The 16,269-nt window shown below is 66.8% G+C and carries 13 protein-coding genes; 9 read left to right on the top strand and 4 right to left on the bottom strand.

The window, feature by feature from the left end; all coding sequences use genetic code 11:
• Positions 1 to 2: 2 nt before the first annotated feature.
• The 5 genes from trpA to ABZ728_RS03300 all read left to right on the top strand — a co-directional run bounded on the left by trpA (position 3) and on the right by ABZ728_RS03300 (position 5,335).
• Positions 3 to 911, top strand: coding sequence for a tryptophan synthase subunit alpha (gene trpA / locus ABZ728_RS03320; RefSeq protein ID WP_366654312.1), 909 nt, complete (start codon positions 3 to 5; stop codon positions 909 to 911).
• Positions 912 to 991: 80 nt separating this feature from the next.
• Positions 992 to 2,146 (top strand): acetyl-CoA carboxylase, carboxyltransferase subunit beta, encoded by a 1,155-nt coding sequence (gene accD / locus ABZ728_RS03315; protein ID WP_366654311.1) that lies wholly within the window; start codon positions 992 to 994, stop codon positions 2,144 to 2,146.
• The gene (locus ABZ728_RS03310; RefSeq protein ID WP_366654310.1) at positions 2,097 to 3,443 is read left to right on the top strand and encodes a folylpolyglutamate synthase/dihydrofolate synthase family protein; all 1,347 of its coding nucleotides are present in this window, start codon (positions 2,097 to 2,099) and stop codon (positions 3,441 to 3,443) included. The genes accD and ABZ728_RS03310 overlap by 50 nt, the downstream gene beginning before the upstream one ends.
• A 33-nt stretch (positions 3,444 to 3,476) precedes the next feature.
• The gene (locus ABZ728_RS03305; RefSeq protein WP_366654309.1) at positions 3,477 to 4,856 is read left to right on the top strand and encodes a hypothetical protein; all 1,380 of its coding nucleotides are present in this window, start codon (positions 3,477 to 3,479) and stop codon (positions 4,854 to 4,856) included.
• 116 nt (positions 4,857 to 4,972) lie between these two features.
• Positions 4,973 to 5,335, top strand: coding sequence for a response regulator (locus ABZ728_RS03300; protein ID WP_366654307.1), 363 nt, complete (start codon positions 4,973 to 4,975; stop codon positions 5,333 to 5,335).
• Between the two features lie 7 nt (positions 5,336 to 5,342).
• Here ABZ728_RS03300 and trxA read toward each other — a convergent pair whose 3' ends face one another.
• The 4 genes from trxA to tsaE all read right to left on the bottom strand — a co-directional run bounded on the left by trxA (position 5,343) and on the right by tsaE (position 12,952).
• Positions 5,343 to 5,669 carry a thioredoxin TrxA gene (gene trxA / locus ABZ728_RS03295; protein ID WP_366654305.1) on the bottom strand — a complete coding sequence of 109 codons (327 nt, stop codon included), beginning with the start codon at positions 5,667 to 5,669 and terminating at the stop codon, positions 5,343 to 5,345.
• A 190-nt stretch (positions 5,670 to 5,859) separates the two neighbouring features.
• The gene (gene addA / locus ABZ728_RS03290; RefSeq protein ID WP_366654304.1) at positions 5,860 to 9,423 is read right to left on the bottom strand and encodes a double-strand break repair helicase AddA; all 3,564 of its coding nucleotides are present in this window, start codon (positions 9,421 to 9,423) and stop codon (positions 5,860 to 5,862) included.
• Positions 9,420 to 12,467, bottom strand: coding sequence for a double-strand break repair protein AddB (addB, locus tag ABZ728_RS03285; RefSeq protein ID WP_366654303.1), 3,048 nt, complete (start codon positions 12,465 to 12,467; stop codon positions 9,420 to 9,422). Before addB ends, addA begins: the two co-directional genes overlap by 4 nt.
• A complete protein-coding gene (gene tsaE, locus ABZ728_RS03280) occupies positions 12,464 to 12,952 on the bottom strand; it encodes a tRNA (adenosine(37)-N6)-threonylcarbamoyltransferase complex ATPase subunit type 1 TsaE (protein ID WP_366654302.1) in 489 nt (162 codons plus the stop codon). The genes addB and tsaE overlap by 4 nt, the downstream gene beginning before the upstream one ends.
• A gap of 134 nt (positions 12,953 to 13,086) precedes the next feature.
• Between tsaE and ABZ728_RS03275 the strand changes: the two genes are divergently transcribed.
• The 4 genes from ABZ728_RS03275 to ABZ728_RS03260 all read left to right on the top strand — a co-directional run bounded on the left by ABZ728_RS03275 (position 13,087) and on the right by ABZ728_RS03260 (position 15,980).
• Positions 13,087 to 14,142, top strand: coding sequence for an NAD(P)/FAD-dependent oxidoreductase (locus tag ABZ728_RS03275; RefSeq protein ID WP_366654301.1), 1,056 nt, complete (start codon positions 13,087 to 13,089; stop codon positions 14,140 to 14,142).
• Positions 14,143 to 14,215: 73 nt separating this feature from the next.
• Positions 14,216 to 14,902, top strand: coding sequence for a nitrile hydratase subunit alpha (nthA, locus tag ABZ728_RS03270; RefSeq protein WP_366654300.1), 687 nt, complete (start codon positions 14,216 to 14,218; stop codon positions 14,900 to 14,902).
• The gene (gene nthB / locus ABZ728_RS03265) at positions 14,899 to 15,585 is read left to right on the top strand and encodes a nitrile hydratase subunit beta (RefSeq protein WP_366654299.1); all 687 of its coding nucleotides are present in this window, start codon (positions 14,899 to 14,901) and stop codon (positions 15,583 to 15,585) included. The genes nthA and nthB overlap by 4 nt, the downstream gene beginning before the upstream one ends.
• The gene (locus ABZ728_RS03260) at positions 15,582 to 15,980 is read left to right on the top strand and encodes a nitrile hydratase accessory protein (RefSeq protein ID WP_366654298.1); all 399 of its coding nucleotides are present in this window, start codon (positions 15,582 to 15,584) and stop codon (positions 15,978 to 15,980) included. Before nthB ends, ABZ728_RS03260 begins: the two co-directional genes overlap by 4 nt.
• Positions 15,981 to 16,269: the final 289 nt, after the last annotated feature.

Genomic DNA, 16,269 nt, shown 5'->3' with positions numbered 1-16,269 from the left:
ATATGGCTCAAACGACAGCAGCGGCCGGCGTGGGCAATGACCGTGCGGGCGGACCCGCCTCCACGCCCGATAACAATAGGACAGGGGAAACCCGCCTGACACGGCGGTTCGCCGCCCTGAAGGCCGAAGGCCGTGGCGGTCTGGTGACGTTCGTCACCGCAGGCGATCCTGACTATGGCACCGCCCTGGAACTGCTCAAGGGCCTGCCGGCGGCCGGGGCCGATGTGGTCGAACTGGGCATGCCCTTCACCGATCCCATGGCCGACGGTCCCGCCATTCAGGCCGCCAATCTCCGGGCGCTGGCCGGGGGCATGACCCTCGCCCGCACCCTGGCGATGGTCGCCGAATTTCGCCTTGGCGACGACGAGACGCCGATCGTGCTCATGGGCTATTTCAACCCCATACACAGCTATGGCATCGATCACTTTCTCACCGATGCACGCAAGGCAGGCGTCGACGGCCTGATCGTCGTCGATATGCCACCTGAGGAAGACGACGAACTCTGTGTGCCCGCGCTCCAGGCCGGGTTCAATTTCATTCGGCTGGCAACGCCGACCACCGACGAAAAGCGGCTGCCGGCTGTCCTCGCGCATACCAGCGGATTTGTTTATTACGTTTCCATAACCGGTATAACCGGGGCGGGATCAGCGGCGGATGCGGATATCAAATCGGCCGTCGATCGGCTGAATGCACACACCTCCTTGCCTATTGCCGTTGGATTCGGTATTTCGACGCCCGATCAGGCTGCGGCGGTGGTCAAGGTCGCGGATGCGGCGGTGGTCGGCTCTGCGATCATCAAGCGTATCGCGGAGAACCTCGATCAGTCCGGACACGCAAAAAGCGATCTGGTCAAGAATACGCTCGCTCTGGTAGAAGACTTGAGCGCGAGCGTGCGAGCGGCCCGGCGCTGAGGCGTCGGTTTGCGGGCCAGTTCGGATTCGAATGACAGCGAGCGCGGCGAGATGGCGATCACGGCAGGGATTTTCGGCCCATGAACTGGCTTACCAATTTCGTTCGTCCCCGATTCCGTGCGCTCGTCGCCAAGCAGGACGTACCCGACAGCCTCTGGGACAAATGCCCGAACTGCGAGGCGATGATATTCCACCGCGATCTGGAAGAGGCACATTATGTCTGCCAGCATTGCGGGCATCACATGCGCCTGCCGCCAAAAAAGCGGTTTGAACATCTGTTCGATGATGGTCTCTATGAAACCATCGAATTGCCAAAGGCGGTGGTCGACCCGCTGAAGTTCCGGGACAGCAAGCGCTATACGGATCGCCTGAAAGAAGCGCAAACGAAGACCGGCCGCAGTGACGCGATCATTGTCGCCCATGGCAAGGTAAAGGGAAACAAGACCGTCATTGCCGCATTCGACTTCTCGTTCATGGGCGGATCCATGGGAGTGGCGGTTGGTGAAGGACTTGTGTCGGCGGCCCGGCTGGCGGTGAGCCAGCGGGCGGCGCTGGTTGCGATTCCCGCGTCGGGCGGCGCTCGCATGCAGGAAGGCATGCTCTCGCTGATGCAGATGCCGCGCACGACGATCGCCGTTCAGCAGGTAAAGGAAGCGGGCCTCCCCTATATCGTTGTCCTCACCGACCCGACCACCGGTGGGGTCACGGCCAGTTTCGCCATGCTGGGCGATGTCCACATCGCCGAGCGCGGTGCGCAGATCGGTTTTGCCGGTGCCCGAGTCATCGAGGAGACGATCCGCGAAACCCTGCCAGAGGGCTTTCAGAGGGCGGAGTATCTGCTCGAACACGGCATGGTCGACATTGTCTGTCACCGCCAGGACCTGCCGGGCACCCTTGGCCGCATCATCGATCTGCTGCTCAATGCCCAGGCCCCCAAACCCGCTACGGCGGCGAAGACGGCCAGCAATGCCGCTCAAAAGGACTCAAAAAGCGCCACGCTGGAGAAATCCGGCGCCGGCGCACCCCCCGGACCTGCAGCCACCAGCAAGGCTGCCTCGAAAGCCGACAAGAGCGGCAGCGACACAGCAACGAAATCCAATGGCGCGGGGGCCAAAGCCGTGAGCCATGCCACCGACGGCACGGACAGTGGCGGCGGCCATACGGCCGGAGAAAAGTCGAGCCGCAATGCCAAAGCCAACGGTAAAGCCGGGGGCGATGAACGGTCGAAATCCTGACCGGGAGGCGGCCGCTTCCCTGATCCGCCGGCTTCAGGCTCTGAAGCCGGCCCATATCGATCTGTCGCTCGATCGCGTTCTTCGGCTTCTGGACCGGCTGGGCAATCCTCAGGCTGCTTTGCCGCCGATCGTCCACATTGCCGGAACCAATGGCAAGGGGTCAACGCTGGCCGTCGTCAGAGCCCTGCTGGAAGCCGACGGCAACACCGTTCACGCCTACACGTCACCCCATCTCTGCCGCTTCAACGAGCGAATCGTCGTCGCCGGAACGATGATCGCCGACGGTGTCCTTGCCGATACTCTCGATACCGTGCTGGCCGCAGATACGCGGGGCGACATCACCTTTTTCGAGGCGACGACGGCCGCCGCCCTGCTCGCGTTTTCCAGAACGCCAGCCGATGTCACCCTGCTCGAAACCGGGCTCGGCGGGCGCCTGGATGCCACCAATGTCATCGAGCAACCGGCGGTAACGGCGATCACGCCGATCGGCTTCGACCATATGGCCTTTCTCGGCAACACGTTGGCGGCAATCGCCGGCGAAAAGGCCGGCATCCTGAAGCGGGATCGCCCGGTGATCATCGGACCGCAGCCCGCCGAGGCTTTGCGTGTGCTGGAAGAGAAAGCCGCGTCGCTGCAGGCGCCGGCCATCATTCATGGCATCGATTGGTCGTTGACGCCAGCCACGTCGCCCCGGGAACCCGCGATCCTGCAGGCGACCGGTGTGCCCGACCGACAGCTTGCCAGCCCGGCGGCTTTGCCGGGCGCCCACCAGCGGCTGAACGCGGCCATGGCCGTGCTGATCGCCGATCACCTGCAGAGCGCGCCGATCCAGCCGTCGATCATCGCCGCCGGAGTCGAGGCCGCTGTCTGGCCGGGCCGTTTGCAACGCCTCGCGCCCGGGCCCGTCACAAGGTCAATGCCGGACGTGGAAATCTGGATCGACGCCGCCCATAATTCCGATGGCGGCCGGGTGCTGGCCGAGTTCCTGGACACGCTGCCGCCAGCACCGGCGACGCTCGCTCTCGGCATGTATCAAGGCAAGAATGCAGCCGCCTTTCTTGAACATTTTCACGGTCGCGTGACCGATGTCATTGCCATGGCAGTCGACGGCGAACAGCCGGCGCAGCCGGCGGCGGCCATCGCTGAAACAGCCAGGGCGGCTGGCTTCGAGACGCGGATCGCTGACAGGCCGGATGCTTTGCCCGCCTTCGTTGCGCCCGGAACGCGCAGGCTTGTCATCGCGGGGTCACTGGCCCTGATCGGCCGCGTCCTCGCCGCCAACGAGCAGTGTCCGTAATGGCCGCTGGCCAGTGCATGTCAGGAGCGCGCGGTGCCCGGCCCCCGACCCGATGACGGCAACCCGGTAACCCGGGCGCTCAACGGCATATTCAGCGACTATCTGGCAAAACGCGGCAGCGCCGCCGGCGGTTTCGACCGCGACGTCCGCGACCCGGCCATTATCCTGAATGCGGCAGCCGACCGGGGCCTGATCCCTGCCGGCGACCGGGTCATCACGGTGACGGGATCGAAGGGCAAGGGAACCGTGGCCCGTGCCGCGGCCCAGGCATTGCTTGGGCTTACCGCGCGGGATGCCGATGCCTTTGGCGCTCCCCGTCGACATTCACCGGACGATGGTCCGGGCACGGGACGTGTAGGCCTCATCGTCAGCCCGAATGAGGTAACTCAGACGGACCGACTTCGGCTCGACGGCGTGCCGATCGCCGATGATGACTTTCTGACGGCCTATCGCAGCCTCGAACCCGACCTGGACCGTCTGCGCCGGGCGCTGCCGCCCTCGCGCTATCTGTCGCCGTTCGGTGCGTTTCTGCTGATCGGGCTGCAATGGTTCCGCGATATCGGAACCGATTGGGTTGTTCTGGAAGGAGGTCGCGGTGCAGCCTTTGACGAGGTCGGGCGCATACCTGCCCGGGTCTCGATTGTCACCACCGTCGCGCCGGAGCATCGCGAGCAACTCGGCCCCACGCTGGCCGACATTGCCCGGGACAAACTGGCAATCGCCGAGACCGCCGGACTATGCCTGCTCGGGCCCGACATGCCGGAAATCCTGGAACGGGTCGGGGTGGCTCTCCCACCGAACGCTCTGACGTTCGATCCGGCATGGGTCGATCCGGCCGATACCGGGTTGCCGCGTTGGCTGGCCGTCGATCGGGCGCTCGGTCGGCGCGCGGCTGCCCTGCTGGCGGCACCGGGCCCTGCCGGCAACCTCTTGTCCGCAGACCCGTCCATCGCCGGGCGGCCGCTGCCGCCCCACAGCGCGGGCTCATTCGGAATCACCGAACTGACGCTCGGCCAGAAAGGCCCGACGGTCGAACTGGTCTATGACGCAACCGGCCGGCCGGAAGCATTGGACACGATCTGGTACCAGCGGAAACGCAAAGGTTGGCGTAATCCGGTGGTCATCGCCTGCCTGTCGGACCAGAAGGACCCCGACGGAATGACGGATCTGCTCACAAGCATCGGCCTGCCGACGTATTTCGTGATCCTGTCCGACGCTGCAATGCACGGATTCGCCCGGATACGCGAGCAATGGCCGGAACGTATCGTCGCCACGATCGACTACGACGACGAAGGAGCGGTCAGGCGGACGATCGAAAGGCTCGTCGCTGCGGGAAACCACGATGCCGTCGTCTGTCTTGGTATTCAGCCCTTTATCCGCCTCGTGCGTCGACTGACCGGCGCCGCCACCTGACTGCCACGCTTGACCGCGCCTACAACCGGCTTACCTCAAATGTCAGGAGCCTTCACACTTGGGTAATATAATCCGGGTCATTGTCCGACACCCCCACACGTCGTATGAGTGGCGATATGAACGACGGCAGATGCAGTATCGCGATCATTGAAGACGAAATCGACGTTCAACAGACGATCGTCGGCATGCTTTCCGTCGCCAAATTCGATGTTGTGGCCTTCAGCAGTCCGGTCGCCGCCCTGGACCATATCGCGACATTCAAGCCGGGCATCGTCATAAGCGACTTGCTGATGCAGGAGGTCGACGGCATCGAGGTGATCCGCAAGGTTCGTCTGACATCGGCCGACACCAGGATCATTGCCATTTCCGGCGCGCCGCCATCCTATCTGGCCTGGGCGCAAAAGCTGGGCGCAGACGCCATAATCTGCAAGCCGTTCCGCCGCAAGGCCCTGATAGAAACGATCGAAACCCTTCTTTAGCTGCGCGTTACAGTACGCTGTCGACCCATTCATAAAGCGCACCCTTGGGCAGCGCGCCGATTTTCGTGGCCGCGACCGATCCGTTCTTGAACAGAATCAGGGTCGGAATTCCACGAACGCCATAGCGATTGGGGGTTCCGGGATTTTCATCGATGTTCAGCTTGGCAATGGTAACCGCGCCGGCCTTGTCCTTTGCGAGTTCTTCCAACGCCGGGGCGATGACCTTACACGGACCGCACCATTCGGCCCAGAAATCGACCAGAACGGGCGTGTCCGACTTCAGGACGTCCTGTTCGAACGAGGCGTCGGTGACGCTGACGGGAGATGTGCTCATATTGGGCCTATCCTTGATACTCGGCCGCGCGGAAGCGGCGGGGGCAATACGCCCGGGTGTTCCACCTTAACCCCAGGCAAGACACCTGAACCCGGGCTGTCCACCTAAACTAGGTGTCGACATCGGCGCCGGTCAAGGACCGCCCGTACGGATAAACCGGAGCAGGGTCGTGGACCAGTCCCGTTGCCGGTCATTTCCGGGGATACCAGTCGTCGAGCATGGCCTCCGGAATCGCCATCCATTCCGGCGTGTCCGTCCACAAGAGGGCGCAGCGGATGACGCGACCCGGATAAAGCGGCGCCAGGGCGGCACGATAGGCGGCAATCTGACCGATATAATGCGGCGCCACACCGTCCGGGCCGTCCGGTGGCGACCGGTTGGTCTTGTAGTCGACAATCAGCACCTCGCGCTCACCAACGGCCAGCCGGTCGATCTGGCCTGACAGGATGAACGGGCGCGCCCGATCGCCGCGCCCAGCGATTCTGCCAACCACCGGAACCTCGGCACGGCTTCCGGGCCCGAACGCCACGGCGAATTGCGGATCGTCCAGTACGGCCATGATCTTGCGTCGATAGTCGGCGCGCTCGTCGTCCGACAGGTCCAGAGACCGCGCGGCCAGATAGCGTTCGGTCGCTGCGGCGCGCCCTTCCGGCGCAATCGCCGGCAGCATCTGAAGCAGCGTATGCATCACGCGGCCCCGCTTGAACCGATCCGGCCGCACACCGGACTCCAGTGGTGATCGGACGGCCGGCTCGTCGGTATCCGGCCGGGACGGGACCAGAGGTCGCGGCGGGTGCGGTTCGGTGGGCGCCGGTTCAAACATCCAGTCGCCGATATCGGTCGACACTGGCGACTGGGGCGGGGACGGGGACGGGGACGGCCCCAACTCAGGACGAGCCGCGGGTGGCGACTCGGGGCGCGCATCGCTGTGAGACCCCGGCGCAGCCACTCCACTTGCCGCCCGGATCCCGACCGCCGGCCCATCCTGCCCGTCCCGGAAATCGAGCAGGGGCATCGCTGCGGATTCGGCAGACGGCAGACGTTCAGCCGCGTCGCGGCAGAGCGTGTACCAGCAATCGTCGGGCACGGTTTTGCCGGTGGAGAACCCGCAGACATAAAGCTCGTCTTCGGCACGGGTCAGGGCAACATAGAGCAGACGGCGATGCTCCTGCATCTGCCGGTGCGCGGCAGCAGCCTCCAGTGTGCTGACCAGCTCCGGCTTCACATCGGCATTGGGAACCCAGAGCGGCAGCGCGCCGGACATGTCGGATCGCTCGAACGGCGCCCAGTGTACCGGTTTGGCCGTTCTCGGCCGTCCGACGGTGTCCGGCAGAAAGACGATCGGCGCCTGCAATCCCTTGGCGCCATGGACCGTCATGACACGCACCACTCCGGCATCGCCGCCCTGCTCGCGCTTGATATCGGTCTCCTCGGAATCGAGCCAGGACAGAAATCCCTGGAGCGACGGCGGGTTCGCCGCCTCGTAGGAGAGGCTGAGCGACAGGAACTCGTCGAGCGGATCCTCCGCTTCCTGCCCCAACCGGCGGATCAGGGCGCGACGGCCGCTGACGGCATCGGCCGGACAGGGATGGTCCAGCACGCGCGAAAACAGTTCAAACGGCGTCAGATAGTCGACCCGGGCCAGGATATCGCCCAGCCAGCGCCGCGCATCCTCCCACTGCGAGCGCTCTACAGCCCGCCGCTTCAGCGCATGCCATAGCGATCCGTTGCGGCCGGGCGCGAGGTCGATCAGATCCTCGTCGGTCAAGCCGATGAAAGGCGACTTCAGCAACCCCGCCAACACGAGATCGTCGCGGGACAACAGCGCGAAACGTGCCAGCGCCAACAAATCCATGATCGCCATCTGCTGCGACAGGATCATCCGGTCGGCGCCGGCAACGGGAACACCGGTTTCCTTCAAGGCTCGCACGACGTCGTGAAAGAAGGGTCCCCGGGTCCGGACCAGGATCAGCACGTCGCCGGGGGCGACCGGTCGGCCACGGGCGGCCAGTGGGCGCCCGGCATCGAGCCAGCCGCGCACCGTATCGGCAACCGCACGCGCGACCCGGCGGGCCGGCGACGGTTGCGCAATGCGTTCGGACAGGGTTTCCCAACCGGGCGCGTCGGGCGTGTCCTGCTTTTCCACCAGCGGCCATATCTCGACCAGCCCCGCCTGCCCCGCACGGTGGGCGACGTGTTCAGGGATCGCGCCGCCGTCTTCGGATAGCCCGTCGCGCGCTGTCGGATCGGCGAATACGGCATTGACCATGTCCAGAATCGCCGGTGTGGACCGGAACGAGACCTGCAGATCCACCGTGTCGAAGAGGCGGTCGACATCGGCGACCCTCTGGGCGAAAAGACGCCGCATGCGGCCGAACTCGGCCACATCGGCGCCCTGGAATGAATAGATGGACTGTTTTTCATCGCCGACGGCGAAGATCGTCCGCTCGACGCCGTCGCGGTCCTCGCGCAGCCCATAACCGGTGAAGAACTCCGCCGAGAGCGCCGCCACGACGCGCCATTGATCCGGATTGGTGTCCTGAGCCTCGTCGATCAGGATATGGTCAAGGCCACCGTCGAGTTTGTAGAGCACCCAGGGTGCCACCCCCGGCCCCGTGAGAAGATCGGCCGTCTTCATGATCAGATCGTCGAAATCCAGAATCCCGCGGGCTTCCTTCAGGGCTTCGTATTTTTCGAGCAGCGCATGGCCCAGTACCAGGTATGCCCGGCTGGCCGCGTGCAGCCGCGCCCGGCAAAGCCTGTCCTTGAGCCGCAGGAGTCGATCGGTTTCGTCGGCAATGACCGTGGCGACGACCGGATCGGCGGCCAGCACAGCCTTGGTCGCCGGTTTCGCCCGTGGTTCCCCCGCCCGGGTCAGAAAACACGCGCACCAGGCCTCGAAGCGGTCGGCCCGCCGGTCCGGATCGGCGAGGAAATCGGCCATCACCGCCGCCTTTTCCTTTTCCTTTGCGGTACCGGCCCGCTCGATCGCCATCAGGATGCGGCGCAGCCCGTCAGCGTCCAGTGCCGCGTCAGCGCAGGCCGCAGCGATGATCGACGTGCCCTCCATGTCCGGCGGTACGTCCAGCAGTTCGGCCAGCCGGTCCAGGGCCGGATCGAGACCGCCGGCGGCATCGACGGCATGCATCACCCGCGACCTGTCGGCGACGATGCTGTTCATCAGCGTGAGAAATCCGGACTCGTCGGTCAGCGCCGCCGCCGTGGTCAACGCCTTGGCGACACGCTGATCCCGGCTCAGCAGCAGCCCGTCTCGCGCCTGTCTCAGGATGTCGCCGGCCGAACGCTCGTCGGCGGGCTCGAAATGCGGCGACACGCCGGCCTCGATCGGGAACCGCCGCAGCAGCGACTGGCAGAAGGCGTGAATGGTCTGGATCTTCATGCCGCCGGGCGCGTCGAGCACCCGCGCGAACAACCGGCGCGCACGGCTGCGCATTTCCGGGTCGGGCGTCTCTCCCGTCAGCCCCTCGATCCGTTCCGACAGCACCGCGTCGTCGATCGTCGCCCATTCGGCCAGGATCTCGTTGACGCGATTGGCCATCTCGGAGGCCGCCGCCTTGGTGAAGGTGATGCACAATATCCGTTCCGGCGCGGTGCCCGCCAGCATCAGCCGAAGCACGCGATTGGTCAGAACGCGGGTCTTGCCGGTACCGGCCGACGCCGCGACCCAGACCGACGCCGACGGATCGGCCGCCCGGCGCTGCGGGATGTCCGGATCGACTGCCGGTGCACTCATGATTCCCCCTCTGTGCCCGTGCGGTCGTTGGCCCATTCGGCGATGCGCGCGAGATAGGCATAGTCGTCGGTATGGCGAACGGCGCCGCGCGGCCGCGACAGATAGGCCGTTGCGTCGGTGTCGTAATCGGCCGCCAGCCGGGCGATGCCGGTGCGCGCCGCCTCGATCGCTGCCGCGATCTGGTCCCGGCCAATACCGTCGACCCGGCCGGGCTCGCGTCCGCCGCCGACCTTCCAGTGTTCGAGATCCGCAACCTCAAGGCCCGTCCCCGGCCCTGGCGCCAGTTCGTCGAACCCGCCGGCCTCGGCGATGACGCCTTCCAGCGGCAATTGCGGCGCGATCCCGGAAACCATCTGTTTCTTTGGCGGCACGGTCCCGGTCTTGTAGTCGACGACGACAAGGCCATCGGCGGTCCGGTCGATTCGATCGGCCCGCCCGGTGACCATCAGCGGCCCCGAAACCGGTCTGGGCACCGACAGGCGCCCCTTGTCCTCGATCGCGATCGACGTCCGATCCCGGGGCATGGTGGCCAGGTAGCCGAGGAACCAGCGCGCGACCCGCTCGAATCGCGGCCACCAAAACGCGCGGACCGACGGAAAAACGGTCAGCGGCTCGAATGCCTTTCGGCCATATTCCAGAAGACGCGCCTCGGCATCCGGCGGGAGCGTGAGACCGTGATGGCGGACATAGGTGGCCAACACCTCGTGGATGACGGTGCCGCGTTCGGGCGCGCCGGGGTTCTCGGCCAGAGCGCGCAACGGCTCCAGCGCCAAGATTCGCCGGGCGTAAAAGGCATAGGGATCGTTGATCCACATGCCGACCTCGCTGACGCGGACGGTGCCGGGGCGCAGGGCAAGCGCCGGCCGGGGACGGGGATCGCCAACGGGGCGATAGCCCCCGGACTCGTGCAGCAGTCGCGCGCGCATCCGGTGGTATAGGCTCTGCGGCGTCTCCAGCCCGGCGCCCTTCAATACGGCATCGAGACGCAAAAGCCAGCGCGACGGCACCGTCGGCGCGCCGTCGGCCCGCGCCGACCGGGTCAGCACGACATCCGGCGCGCAGAACGCCTGAACGAAGTCATGCGCGGACAGTCCGATGCGCCGTTCGGGCGCCGAGAGCCCGAACGACCGGCGCATCGGCCGCGACATCCATGGATCGACCGTGGGATCGCCGGGCCACGTCCCCTCGTTCAGCCCGCCCAGAATGACCACGTCGGCCTGGATGAGGCGGGCTTCGAGCGGCCCCAGAATGGCAAGGCGCGGATGGGTCCCATGGCGCGGGCGGACCGGCGTTTCGCCGGCCAGCGCGTCGAAAACCGCGGCATAGCGGCCGTCCGCGACTGGCGGATGATCGCGACTGTTGTCAAGGATGGCGCGCACGGCCATGGCCGCGGCCTCGCCGTCGTCGCCGCGCCACAAACGGGCGGCACCGGGCGCGTCGGCGGTTGCAGCCAGGGCTTCGGCGCACCGCAGATGGCGCTCGACCTGATCGGCCAGCGTCCGCGCCCCGCCGGTTTCCATCTCCCCATCAACAGAGAGGCTGTCCAGAAATCCTTCCGCGCAGGCCGCCAGTCGATCGATCAGGACGGATATTTCCTCGCGCGCGGCAGGGTCGCCGACACGCTCGACACGGCGGCGCAGTCCGGCCAGCCCAGGCTCCGGCGACGGTCCCCGCAACACGCCGACTTCCAGCGCCTCCACCATGCGCCGCACGGCGGCGCGGTCCATCCCAAGAGCTGCCAGCGGGTGCTTCAACAAGGACAGCAGACGCACCGGTGCACAGCCGGTTTCCGCCGCTTGCGCAACGAGATGAAGGAACGCCCCGACCGGTGCCTCGCGCAGCGGCCGGCCGGCACTGTCGTCGACGCTGACGCCCCAGCGGGTCAGCACGGCGCCGACGCGCCGCGCCAGGGCCCTGTCCGGCGTGACCAGCGCGGCGGTGCGCTCGGGCTCTTCCAATGCTTCGCGCATGATCAGGGCGACGACGTCGGCTTCCTCACGCGGGCTGTCGGCATCGATGCGGATCAACCCCTCAAGGCATGTCGGCGGTATGGCGCCGACACGCCAATGCTCGGTCGTCACGGCCGGCCGCATGACCTCCGACGCAAGCTGGCGCCGCGCCGCGGCCACGCCGGGCCGCAAGTCGTGGCGGCCCGGCTCGCCCTCCGGCGGGTCCGACCAGGGCCCAACGGCGGTGCGGTCGACGCCGATGCGGGACAGCAACCCATGCAAACCGAACTGCGGATGCGTTTCGTCAACCGCCTCCCAGCTCAGGTCATCGAGCGCGGCATCCAGCCCCGGCACCACGACACAGCCCGCCGGCAGCCCGGCCACGGCTTCCATCAGCGCCGATGTCGCCGGAATCGAGCCGGTCGACCCGGCGATGATGACCGGCGTTGCCGGCGGCGACTGGCGCCACGCGGCCGCCTGGGCTGCCAGCACGGCGTTGCGGCGGGTGGCCGCGTCGACGGCGCCCTCGTCCTCAAGCACCGACGGCCAGGCCTGGGTTACGATTTTCAGGAAGTCGAGAATGCTCTGCCAATGCCCGGCCAATTCTTCAGGCACCAGCACGTCGAGGCCGTCGAACGATACCTGTTCCGTGGCCACCTGATCGAGCAGCCGCGCCAGTTCGTCAGCCAGCCAGACCGATCTGTCGGGCGACATCGTGGGGTCGAAGCGCGCCACGAGCCGGGCCAGCAGCAGGCGCCGGCGCATGGGATCGACCGCCGGCGGCAGATCCATCGCCGCAGCGATGGCCGGAAGGTCTTCGGCCGCGAGACCGAGCGCGTCGGGGTCGATGTCGCCAATCGGGCTCATGGTCGGCAGCAGCAGACTGTGCTGACCCTTCTCGCCCGCCCGGCGCAGGAAAGCCTCACGCAGGGCTCGGCAGGCGCGCCGGTTCGGCAACAGCAGCGTGATATCGGCAAGCGCCTCGGGCGCGTCGCCCCAGCGGGCCACGATGCCCGCAACCAGATCGTCCAGAAACGGACGCCCCGAGGCAATGGTGAACACGCCCCGGCACTGCGGATCGGTAACCGCCGTCATGCGCGCCTCGAAGCGGCACCGGCTTCGTGAAATCCGGCAAAGCGCGCGCCCAGATCGTCATCGGTATCGGGCACCGAAACCGTCACCGTCCGCCCGGCCCCGCCAGCGCCGATGTCGAGCCGGACATCGATGTGATCGGTCGGCAATAACGTGCCCAATCGCTCGGGCCATTCCAGCAGCACGATCCCCGACACCAGCGCCTCCTCCCAGCCCAGTTCGATCGCTTCCTCGGGGTCGGACAAACGATAGAGATCAAAGTGCCAGACGCTGCCGATTCGGGTATCGTATACCTGGACCAGGGTAAAGGTCGGGCTCGGCACCTCAAGCGCCGGATCGGCGGCAAGGCTGCGGATCGCCGCCCGCGCCAGCGCCGATTTGCCCGCGCCCAGATCGCCGTGAAGGCAGACGACATCGCCCGGCCGCAACACGTCCGCCAGTCGCGCGCCGAAATCGGCGGTCGCCTGCTCGTCCGCGAGAAACGTCATCCAGCCTCTCCCTCGATACGCCGTCAACGATCACTGAACCCGGGATCACCGAGCCCCGGCCTTGCGCCTGCGGCGGCGATCGGCCAAATAGCACCGCAGTGCCGGGCGCGCCCGGCGTCACCGGATGCCAGCCCATGCCTGCCGCCGACACTTCAGCCGTAAACGCCGTGCCCGGCCCTGTCCACCATCAAACCGACGTCCTGATCGTCGGCGCCGGACCGGTGGGCCTGTTCGCGATTTTCCAGTGCGGCATGCTGGACCTGACCTGTCATGTGGTCGATGCGCTTGACGCGCCCGGCGGGCAATGTACGGCGCTTTACCCGGAAAAGCCGATCTATGACATTCCCGGCATGCCCCATGTCACGGCGTCGGGGCTGATCGACCGGCTCGAAGCCCAGGCGCGTCCGTTCCGGCCCCAGTATCACCTGAGCCAGCAGGTGCGCGACCTCGCCGCCACTCCTGACGGCCGCTGGCACGCGGTGACCACGGCCGATACTCATATCGCGGCCGGTGCGGTCATCATCGCCGCTGGCGTCGGTGCGTTCGGCCCCAATCGTCCGCCGCTGCCGGGACTCGATGGCTATGAGGCCGGTGGCAGCGTTCAGTATGTCGTCCGCCGCAAGGACGATCTGCGCGGACGGCGGGTCGTGATCGCCGGCGGCGGCGACAGCGCCGTGGACTGGGCCGTCGACCTCGCCGGCGTGGCGGCCGCCGTCACGCTCGTCCACCGGCGCGACAAGTTTCGTGCCGCACCGGCCAGCGTCGGCCGCCTGCACGCGCTGGCCGCTGAGGGGCGCGTCACGCTGATGACTCCGTGGCAGCTCGCCGGTCTCACCGGCGACGGCAAACGCCTGACGGCTGTCGAAATCACCGATCTCGATGGCCAACGCCAAAGCATTCCGGCCGATCTGTTGCTGCCGTTCCATGGTCTGGCGACGTCGCTGGGGCCGATACACGACTGGGGACCAGCGATCGAACGCGGGCGGATTCCGGTGGACCCCGGCACGGCAGCAACCGACACGCCGGGCCTGTTCGCCGTGGGTGACGTGGCGACATATCCGCACAAGCTCAAGCTGATCCTCACCGGATTCGCCGAGGCCGCAGCTGCCGCCCATGCCATCCACCGGCACCTTCACCCGGACACGCCGCGTCATTTCGAATATTCCACGACGCGCGGCGTGCCCGATTAAGCGCGATCGGCTTGCCGACTGCGGGCGCAATCTGCTTCACTATCGTAATCCCTGACAGCAGCGAGCGCCGGTCATGACTTCCCCTTCGCCCGACGACGACACCCGATCCGGCCCCGGTGATGCCAATGCGCATGCCCATCATCATGACCACACCGACCCGCCACCCGATCCCGAGTTGCGGGTCAAGGCGCTGGAAACCCTGCTGACCCGCAAGGGGCTGGTCGATCCGCAGACGCTCGACGTCCTTATCGACACTTACGAGCACCGTGTCGGACCTCGCAACGGCGCGCGCGTCGTCGCCCGGGCCTGGACCGACCCGGCATTCCGCGACCGATTGCTGGCCGATGCATCGGCGGCGGCAGCGGAAATGGGCTTTTCCGGGCGTGGCGGCGAACACATCACTGCCGTGGCCAATACACCATCGGTCCACAACCTCGTCGTCTGCACGCTTTGCTCGTGCTATCCGTGGCCGCTTCTCGGCCTGCCGCCGGTCTGGTACAAGTCGCCGGCCTATCGCGCCCGGGCCGTCATCGATCCGCGCGGCGTGCTGGCGGAGTTCGGCACCGATATTCCCGCCGACGTCGCGGTCCAGGTCTGGGATTCGACATCGGAAATGCGGTACTTCGTGCTGCCGGAGCGGCCCGCCGGCACCGACGGCTGGGACGAGGAACGCCTCGCCGCCATCGTCACACGCAATGCCATGGTCGGCGCAGAGCGGGCTCTCGACCCCGCTACATCTTCGGGGGGAGCCGGATCATGAACAACGTCCACGACCTCGGCGGCATGCAGGCGTTCGGGCCCGTCAACCCCGAGCCGGAGACCGGGGAACCCGTCTTCCATGCCGAGTGGGAGCGGCGGGTATTCGCAGTAACGCTGGCCTCGGGCGCGGCCGCCGGATGGTCTCTGGATGCCTCCCGCCACACGCGCGAAAGCCTGCCGCCGGCGCTCTATCTCACCTCCAGCTATTACGAAATCTGGCTCGAAGCCCTGACCCGGCAACTGATCGGCGCGGGGCTGATCTCGGCCGCCGAATATCAGACCGGTCAACCGGATGGCGGATCAAACGCGCCCCCGGTTTCGCCACTTCTTCCGGAAGCGGTGGCCCCGATGCTTGCCGTCGGCAAACCCTCGGCCATGGACAGCGAAATCGCGCCACGCTTCAGCGTCGGCGACCGGGTTCGGGTCATCAACGCCCATCCGCGCGGCCATACCCGCGCCACCCGCTATGCCCGGGGCCGGATCGGCACCGTGGCGGCACGTCGCGGCGTCCATCTGTTCGCGGACAAGAGCGCACATGGCATCCGCGAAGGGCAGCATCTCTATAACATCCGGTTTTCCGCGCAGGAACTGTGGGGCGCCGAGGCCAACGCCCGCGACAGCGTCAATCTCGATCTGTGGGACGACCACCTCGAACCGGCGCCGGAAGTCAGGCGGGCGTCATGAGCGACGAAGCGCCGGCATCTTCCCCTGCACCTACCCCGGGCATCTCTCCGGAACTGACCCGGCTCGTCCCCCGCGACGACGACGGTCCCGTTTTCCGCGCGCCATGGGAGGCTTCGGCCTTCGCGCTCGCGGTCCGGCTGATCGACGCCGGCGTCGTGAGCTGGCCGGAATGGGCCGCCGCCCTCGGCGCGCGGCTCGAAAGTGCCCGCCGCGACAGTTCCGGGGACAGGTCCGACGACTATTACCGGCATTGGCTGGCGGCTCTGGAAGACGTGACCTGCGCAAAAGGGCTGGCGACGCCCGAGTTGCTGGCTTCGCTCAAGCAGGACTGGCGTGCGGCCTATCTGGACACGCCGCACGGCCGGCCCGTTTCGCTTCCGCCGCAGGACGGGTGAGACCTGGACGGCGATCCGGGGCGCCCCCTTCGAGGTTCGCCGTTGTCTTGTGCGGCCTCGGCCCCTCCTCCTGATCGTCCCCGACACCGATCGGGGACCCCGAGCCGGATGCACCCGGTTCGTGTATCACGATCGAGAGTTGCTGCCCGAGGTCCCAGGTCAAGCAGCGCGCCACTTCCGTGCCGCGCTGCGCCCGGGACGATCAGGGTGTGGGGAGATCACCATTTTCGCTATCGATACCGATCCGCGAATACCGTGTGGGGCGGCGCGCGGACGGCCCGGTCGGCCC

The organism is Fodinicurvata sp. EGI_FJ10296, from assembly GCF_040712075.1.
GTDB lineage: Bacteria > Pseudomonadota > Alphaproteobacteria > DSM-16000 > Inquilinaceae > JBFCVL01.
The sequence above is the reverse complement of the archived record's forward strand: the minus strand, read 5'-3'. Positions and strand labels throughout refer to the sequence as shown.

Coding starts and splice junctions, on each gene's coding strand:
- ABZ728_RS03300 (WP_366654307.1), top strand. CDS start 4,973: ATGAACGACGGCAGATGCAGTATCGCGATCATTGAAGACGAAATCGAC.
- trpA (WP_366654312.1), top strand. CDS start 3: ATGGCTCAAACGACAGCAGCGGCCGGCGTGGGCAATGACCGTGCGGGC.
- accD (WP_366654311.1), top strand. CDS start 992: ATGAACTGGCTTACCAATTTCGTTCGTCCCCGATTCCGTGCGCTCGTC.
- nthA (WP_366654300.1), top strand. CDS start 14,216: ATGACTTCCCCTTCGCCCGACGACGACACCCGATCCGGCCCCGGTGAT.
- ABZ728_RS03310 (WP_366654310.1), top strand. CDS start 2,097: ATGCCAAAGCCAACGGTAAAGCCGGGGGCGATGAACGGTCGAAATCCT.
- ABZ728_RS03275 (WP_366654301.1), top strand. CDS start 13,087: ATGCCTGCCGCCGACACTTCAGCCGTAAACGCCGTGCCCGGCCCTGTC.
- addA (WP_366654304.1), bottom strand. CDS start 9,423: ATGAGTGCACCGGCAGTCGATCCGGACATCCCGCAGCGCCGGGCGGCC.
- trxA (WP_366654305.1), bottom strand. CDS start 5,669: ATGAGCACATCTCCCGTCAGCGTCACCGACGCCTCGTTCGAACAGGAC.
- nthB (WP_366654299.1), top strand. CDS start 14,899: ATGAACAACGTCCACGACCTCGGCGGCATGCAGGCGTTCGGGCCCGTC.
- addB (WP_366654303.1), bottom strand. CDS start 12,467: ATGACGGCGGTTACCGATCCGCAGTGCCGGGGCGTGTTCACCATTGCC.
- ABZ728_RS03260 (WP_366654298.1), top strand. CDS start 15,582: ATGAGCGACGAAGCGCCGGCATCTTCCCCTGCACCTACCCCGGGCATC.
- tsaE (WP_366654302.1), bottom strand. CDS start 12,952: ATGACGTTTCTCGCGGACGAGCAGGCGACCGCCGATTTCGGCGCGCGA.